4 protein-coding genes are annotated in these 7,255 nt (G+C 70.3%); all 4 read right to left on the bottom strand.

The features are described 5' to 3' along the window. Positions 1-67 precede the first annotated feature (67 nt). The 4 genes from LUU90_RS25845 to LUU90_RS25860 all read right to left on the bottom strand — a co-directional run bounded on the left by LUU90_RS25845 (position 68) and on the right by LUU90_RS25860 (position 6,989). Positions 68-757: a VOC family protein gene (locus tag LUU90_RS25845; protein ID WP_275007173.1), complete on the bottom strand. Its 690-nt coding sequence runs from the start codon at positions 755-757 to the stop codon at positions 68-70. 98 nt (positions 758-855) lie between these two features. Then, the gene (locus LUU90_RS25850) at positions 856-4,692 is read right to left on the bottom strand and encodes a multifunctional oxoglutarate decarboxylase/oxoglutarate dehydrogenase thiamine pyrophosphate-binding subunit/dihydrolipoyllysine-residue succinyltransferase subunit (RefSeq protein WP_425596304.1); all 3,837 of its coding nucleotides are present in this window, start codon (positions 4,690-4,692) and stop codon (positions 856-858) included. Positions 4,693-5,026: 334 nt separating this feature from the next. Further along, on the bottom strand, positions 5,027-6,202 hold the full coding sequence (locus LUU90_RS25855) for a sensor histidine kinase (protein ID WP_275007178.1): 1,176 nt from the start codon (positions 6,200-6,202) through the stop codon (positions 5,027-5,029). Positions 6,203-6,215: 13 nt separating this feature from the next. Continuing rightward, positions 6,216-6,989: a response regulator transcription factor gene (locus LUU90_RS25860; RefSeq protein WP_275007179.1), complete on the bottom strand. Its 774-nt coding sequence runs from the start codon at positions 6,987-6,989 to the stop codon at positions 6,216-6,218. Positions 6,990-7,255 lie beyond the last annotated feature (266 nt).

A 7,255-nucleotide genomic window follows, 5' to 3' on the forward strand; every position in this document is an offset into this window, starting at 1 on the left:
CGGAGCAGGGGCGGGCCGGGAGCACCGGCCCGCCCCTGCTCGTGTCACCGGCGGGCTGCCCTGGCCGTCACCGCTCCGGGCGGAACACGCAGAACTCGTTGCCCTCGGGATCGGCGAGCACGTCCCAGGACACCTGGGGGTCGGGGGAGTCCGCCTGCCCGGTGACGAGGGTGGCACCGGCGTCGAGAAGCCTCCCGGTCTCGCCCCACACGTCCCAGTGGATGCGGTTCTTCACCGTCTTGGGCTCGGGGACCGGGATGAAGAGCATCAGCCAGGGCAGCCCGTCACCGGGTTCCAGCCGGTACCACGGCCGATCGGGGTACCGCTTCGCCTCCAGGCCCAACCGCTCTCCCCACCAAGCGCTCACCGCCGCCGGGTCCGCGGCGTCCACGACCAGCGCGTAGAGACGGTACGGACCCACGGTCGCCGCCTGGCGCGGGAACGCGCAGAGCTCACCGCCCTCGGGGTCGCGCATGACGGTCCAGCTCTCCTGCTGGGCGTCCGCCGTGGCGCCGAGCGCACGGAGCTCGTCGACGGTCGCGTGCAGGTCCAGGTGCACCCGCTGCTTCACGGTGCGGGCTTCGGGGACCTGGTTGATCCAGACCGTGTGCTCCGGGACGTCGTCCTCGAGCACGAAGTCGGCCGCCGAGTCGCCGGCCGGCCTCGACCGGAGGCCCAGGGCCGCCGACCAGAACGCCGCCAGCGTCGCGCCGTCGGTGGCGTCGATGACCAGGTCCTTCATGACTGCGTCTGTCATCTCGCCAGCGTACGGCGCGACGAGCGGCGTCGGCCCGGGAACGTACGAGAGGCGGGCATCTCCCGAAGGGACGCCCGCCTCATCGTGCGGTCATGCGGTCAGCCTCGCGTGAAGGCCTGCTCCAGGAGCGTCTTCTGCTGGGCCTGGTGCAGCTTGGCGGTACCGGCCGCCGTCGATGCCGACGCTGGGCGGGAGACCACCTTGACGTACGGCACGTCCATCGGCAGCGCCAGGTGGACGAAGCCCCACGCACCCTGGTTCTGCGGCTCGTCCTGGACCCAGACCAGCTCGGCGTCACCGTACTTGGCGACCTCCTCGCGAAACTGAGCCTCCGGGAACGGGTAGAGCTGCTCCAGGCGGACGATGGCCACGCCCTCGTCACCGCGCTTGGCGCGCTCGGCGAGCAGGTCGTAGTACACCCGGCCGGTGCACAGGAGCACGCGGTCGACCTTGGCGGGATCCGCCGTCGGGTCGGTGATGATCTCCTGGAACGTGCCCGAGGTGAAGTCCTCGACCGAGGACGCCGCGGCCTTGAGGCGCAGCAGCTGCTTCGGCGTGAACACGACCAGCGGACGGCGCGGGCGGGCGTAGGCCTGACGACGCAGCAGGTGGAAGTACGACGCCGGCGTGGACGGCTGCGCGATCGTCAGGTTGTTCTCCGCACCGAGCTGCAGGAACCGCTCGATCCGTGCCGACGAGTGGTCCGGCCCCTGGCCCTCGTAGCCGTGCGGCAGCAGCATGACCACCGACGACGACTGCCCCCACTTCTGCTCCGCGGACGAGATGAACTCGTCGATCACGGTCTGGGCGCCGTTGACGAAGTCGCCGAACTGCGCCTCCCAGAGCACCAGGGCGTCCGGACGCTCCACCGAGTAGCCGTACTCGAAACCGAGTGCCGCGTACTCCGACAGCGAGGAGTCGTAGACCCAGAACTTGGCCTGGTCGCCCGACAGGTACAGCAGCGGGGTCCACTCGGCGCCGGTCTCCCGGTCGTGCAGCACGGCGTGGCGCTGCACGAACGTGCCGCGGCGCGAGTCCTGGCCGGCGAGGCGCACCGGGGTGCCCTCCACGAGCAGCGAGCCGAAGGCCACGAGCTCGCCGAAGCCCCAGTCGATGCCGCCTTCCTTCGCCATGAGCTGGCGCTTCTCGAGCATCTGCGCGAGCTTCGGGTGGATCGTGAAGCCCTCCGGCGGCGTGGTGTGCACGTCGCCGACCCGCTGCAGCATCTCGTGCGAGATCGCCGTCTGCCAGCCCACCATCGTCCCGGCGTCCTCACGCTGGGACTCGGGGCGCTCCAGGCCCGCGATCTGCTCGGTCTGCGGCGCCGGGGTGAAGCCCGACTTGGTCTCGGTGAAGACCCGCTCGAGCTGCGCCTGGTAGTCCTGCAGCGCGCTCTCGGCCTCTTCCACGGTGATGTCGCCGCGGGCGACCAGGTTCTCGGTGTAGAGCTTGCGCACCGAGCGCTTGGTCTCGATGAGGTTGTACATGAGCGGCTGCGTCATCGACGGGTCGTCGCCCTCGTTGTGACCGCGGCGGCGGTAGCAGATGAGGTCGATGATGACGTCCTGGCCGAACTGCTCGCGGAACGCGAAGGCGAGCTCGGCGGTCCGCACCACGGCCTCGGGGTCGTCGCCGTTCACGTGGAACACCGGGACCTGGTAGCCCTTGGCGACGTCGGTCGCGTACGTGGTCGAGCGGGACGCCGTCGGACCGGTGGTGAAGCCCACCTGGTTGTTCACGACCACGTGGATGGTGCCGCCGGTGCGGTACCCGCGCAGCTGCGACAGGTTCAGCACCTCGGGCACCACGCCCTGGCCCGCGAAGGCCGCGTCGCCGTGCACGAGGATCGGCAGCACGGAGAACCCGTCGCCACCGAGGTCGATGCGGTCCTGCTTGGCGCGCACGATGCCCTCGAGCACGGGGTCCACGGCCTCGAGGTGCGACGGGTTGGCCGCGAGGTAGACGCGCGTGGTGGCGCCGGACTCCGACGTGAACGTGCCCTCGGTGCCGAGGTGGTACTTCACGTCACCGGAGCCCTGGACGCTCTTCGGGTCGAGCTGGCCCTCGAACTCCTTGAAGATCTGGCCGTAGCTCTTACCCGCGATGTTCGCCAGCACGTTCAGGCGGCCACGGTGGGCCATGCCGATGCCGACCTCGTCGAGCCCGCCCTCCGCCGCGCGCGACAGGATCGCGTCGAGCAGCGGGATCAGCGACTCGCCGCCCTCCAGCGAGAAGCGCTTCTGCCCGACGAACTTGGTCTGCAGGAACGTCTCGAACGCCTCGGCGGAGTTGAGCCGGCGCAGGATGCGGAGCTGGTCCTCACGCGGCGTCTTGGCGTAGCCCGCCTCGAGGCGCTCCTGGAGCCACTTGCGCTGTGCCGGGTCGGCGATGTGCATGTACTCGATGCCGATGGTGCGGCAGTACGAGTCGCGCAGCAGGCCGAGGACGTCGCGCAGCGTCGCCTTGGACTTGGGGCCGAAGCCCGCCGTCGGGAAGGTGCGGTCCAGGTCCCACAGCGTGAGGCCGTGGTTCTGGATGTCCAGGTCCGGGTGCTTGCGCTGGCGGTACGCGAGCGGGTCGGTGTCCGCCATGAGGTGTCCGCGCGAGCGGTACGACTGGATGACCTCGGCGATCTTGGCCGGCTTGGCGGCCTCGACCTCGGCGTCGACCGTGTTGTCACGGACCCAGCGGACGGGCTCGTACGGGATGCGCAGCGCCGCGAAGACGCGGTCGTAGAAGCCGTCCAGGCCGAGCAGCTTCTCGGAGATGATCTTGAGGAACTCGCCGGACTGCGCGCCCTGGATGATGCGGTGGTCGTAGGTCGACGTGATCGTCATGACCTTCGAGATGCCCATCCGGGCGAGCTGTTCCTCGGACGCGCCGGCGAACTCCGCCGGGTAGTCCATGGCGCCGACGCCGACGATGGTGCCCTGGCCCTGCATCAGGCGCGGAACCGAGTGCACGGTGCCGATGCCGCCCGGGTTGGTCAGCGAGATCGTCGTGCCCTGGAAGTCGGGAACGCCGAGCTTGCCGCCGCGGGCCTTGCGGACCAGCTCCTCGTAGGCCGCCCAGAACTCGGCGAAGTCGAGCTCCTCGGCCTTCTTGATGCTCGGCACCAGCAGCTGGCGCGAGCCGTCCGGCTTGGCCAGGTCGATCGCGAGGCCGAAGCCCACGTGCGCGGGCTGGTTCACGCCGGGCTTGCCGTCCACCGGCTCGTAGTGCGCGTTCATGACGGGCATGTCGGCCAGCGCCTCCACCAGCGCGAAGCCGATGAGGTGCGTGAACGAGATCTTGCCGCCGCGACCACGCTTGAGGTGGTTGTTGATGACGATGCGGTTGTCGACCATCAGCTTGGCGGGCACGGCGCGCACCGAGGTGGCGGTGGGGACCTCGAGCGAGGCCTCCATGTTCGTGACCACCCGGGCGGCGGGGCCGCGCAGCTTCTGGACGTCGTCGACGGCGTCCGGGTGCGCCACGGGGCGCTCGAACGTGTCCGCGTAGTGCGTGGTGGGCGGGGTGGCGATCGGGTTCGCCGGGTTCACCTTCGGGTCAGCCGGCAGCCGCTTCTTGCGCACCTTCTGCGCCGCCTCCGAGGCGGCGGTGCCGCCCGTCACGGGAGTGGCTGTCTGCCGGGCAGGAGCCGAGGCAGGGGCCGCCGGGGCGGACGCCGGGCTCGCCTGGGCCGCACCCGCGTCGGATGGAGCCGCGTCGGCAGGGGCCGCGTCGGCCGGAGCCTTCGGGGCTGCCGCCTGGGCGCCGTCCTTGGTGGAACCGTTCTCGCCAGGGGTGTAGTCGGCGAAGAAGTCCCACCACGCGGGGTCTACCGCGTTCTTGTCCTTGAGGTACTGCTGGTAGAGCTCGTCGACAAGCCATTCGTTGGCTCCGAATGACGAGCTCGCCACGCTGATCGACTCTGAACCAGCCTTAGGGGACACGCGCGGATCGCCCACCTTCACCACAGTTGCGTTCGTCGCGCGCCACGTCGCGGCGCGCACAGCCCGAATGTTTTCGGACCTTCCAAGGGTAGGCCCTTCTGGGCCCGCGGTGGGCTTGGCGGCGAGGGGCCCGCGGGGCGCGGTGGCGCCAAAGAAGTTGGTTCGTCATGTTTCTCGCACCCAGAGCAAAACGCGGGCAACGTTGGGCCTCGAAGTCCCCAAAGCGGCGTTACGAGGCTTCGTCCCGGGACGGACAATCTTTGGCGCGTGTGACAGAAATCACGGGACTCCGTCTCACGCTCCGACCGTCCGCGGCCCTAGGCTTCTGCGTTTCTCAGTCCGTGTGGGTGGTCGAGACACCGGGTGCCGGGTGTGCCCGGGCGGGGAGGGTGACGCGCATCGTCGCGCCCCGGTCGGAGTCGACCACCTGGACGTGACCGCCGTGCAGCTCGACCGCCCAGCGGACGATGGCCAGGCCGATCCCGGTCCCGCCGCTCGACCCGACCGTCCCGCCGGCCGTGCTGCCCACCGTGGTGCCGGCGGTGTCGCCGAACGAGTCGCCCGAGGAGCCGTTCCGTCCGCGGCCGTCGGACCGGTCCGCCGTCGACCCGGTGCCGCGGACGAACCGCTGGAAGATCCGCTCGCGGTCCGCCGCGGCGATACCGGGACCCTCGTCGCTCACCTCGAGCACGACGTCGGCTCCCTCCGTGCCGTCCACGGGATACGCGTCCAGCCGCACGACGCCGCCCGGCGGCGAGTGCCTGATCGCGTTCTGCAGCAGGTTCATGACCACCTGGTGGAGGCGTTCGGCGTCACCCTCGATGGAGAGGTCCTCGGGCGTCACGTCGACCACGTAGTGGAGGTCCTTCGCGGCATCGACCATCGAGAGGTCCTCCGCGCAGTCCTCGAGGAAGTCGCCCACGGCGATCTTGCCGACGTTCAGCGCCGAGGCTCCGGCCTCGATCCGCGAGAGGTCCAGCAGATAGGTGACGAGCCGGGTCAGCCGCTCCGTCTGGGCGTGCGCCTGCTCCAGCGCGGACGGCGTGGGCTGCACGACGCCGTCGACCATGTTCTCCAGCTGTGCCTTGAGTGCGGCGACCGGCGTACGCAGCTCGTGCGACACGTTCGCGATCAGGTCGCGGCGCGTCTGCTCCACCGAGGCCAGGTCCTCGGCCATCCGGTTGAACGCGTGCGCGAGCTGCCCGACCTCGTCGCTGCTCGTCGCGCGCACCCGCCGCGTGTAGTCGCCGTCGGCCATGGCCTGGACCGCCTCGGTGATCTCCCGCAGCGGCGACGTCATGCCGCGGGCCAGGATCTGGGTGACGAGCAGCGACAGGATGATCGCCAGCGGGAAGGTGCGGCTCGGCCCCAGGGACGCCTGCAGACCGAGCCACGTGATGAGCACCGCGGCGGTGACGGTGGCCGCGACCAGCACACCGAGCTTGATCTTGAGCGAGCGCAACGGGTCCAGCGGCCGCACGTCGGGGACACGGGGCACGTGCGGTCTCATCGGAACACCCGCGTCACGGGTTGGCGGGCGGCTCGAACGCGTACCCGACGCCGTGCACGGTACGGATCAGGTCCGGACCGAGCTTGCGGCGCAGCGCCTTGATGTGGGAGTCCACCGTGCGCGTGCCGCTGGCGTCCGCCCAGTCCCAGACCTCGGCGAGCAGGCGCTCGCGGGTGAGCACGGTCTTCGGGGACCCGGCGAGCATGACGAGCAGCTCGAACTCGGTGGGGGTCAGGTGGACCTCCTCGCCGCCGCGGTAGACGCGGCGCTGGGCGCGGTCCACCGTGACGTCGCCCATCATCATGGGCGGGTCGGCGGGAGTCGTGGCAGCGGCCTGCGCCGCCCGGTCCACGCGGCGCAGGAGAGCCTTGATCCGGGCCACGAGCTCGCGCATCGAGAACGGCTTGGTCATGTAGTCGTCCGCGCCGACACCGAGGCCGACCAGCATGTCGGTCTCGTCGTCCCGCGCGGTGAGCATGAGGATCGGCGTGGGGTGCTCGGCCTGGATGCGGCGCGTGACCTCGAGCCCGTCGATGCCGGGAAGCATCACGTCGAGCACCACGAGGTCGGGCCGCAGCCGCGAGGCGGCGTCGACGCCGGACAGGCCGTCGCGCGCGACCTCGACCCGCCAGCCCTCGGCGGACAATCGCTGGGCGATGGCCGTTGCGATCGTCGGCTCGTCCTCCACTACGAGCACGGTCGCGCTCTGCTGACCGGTCGAGGCTGCGGCCGAGGCCGGACCGGGCTGCTGCGGGGTCCCAGACGGCTGGGGGATACCAGATGACATAGGTCAATCATGCCCGTACCTACCTGATAAGACCCTGATAACGGCCTGACTGCGTGTCCCGGCCCTGGTGGTTGACGGGCGCGGCCCTTCCGGAGCGTTCCCGCTACGATCTAACTCACGATGATCGAGCGATACCCCCACCGAAAACCCTGGAAGAATCCAGACCCCCCGAATTCCCTCCGGAGCACGAGATGACCGGCGACTGGATCATGGTCGCCGTCGGCGTCCTCCTCACAGCGGGTACCGCTGTCTTCGTGGCCGGGGAG

The organism is Promicromonospora iranensis, assembly GCF_028994775.1.
Taxonomy (GTDB): Bacteria; Actinomycetota; Actinomycetes; order Actinomycetales; family Cellulomonadaceae; genus Promicromonospora; species Promicromonospora iranensis_A.

What these genes read in the sequence shown, in the direction of transcription:
- LUU90_RS25845 (WP_275007173.1), bottom strand. Translation starts at nt 757, where the DNA reads ATGACAGACGCAGTCATGAAGGACCTGGTCATCGACGCCACCGACGGC.
- LUU90_RS25855 (WP_275007178.1), bottom strand. Translation starts at nt 6,202, where the DNA reads ATGAGACCGCACGTGCCCCGTGTCCCCGACGTGCGGCCGCTGGACCCG.
- LUU90_RS25860 (WP_275007179.1), bottom strand. Translation starts at nt 6,989, where the DNA reads ATGTCATCTGGTATCCCCCAGCCGTCTGGGACCCCGCAGCAGCCCGGT.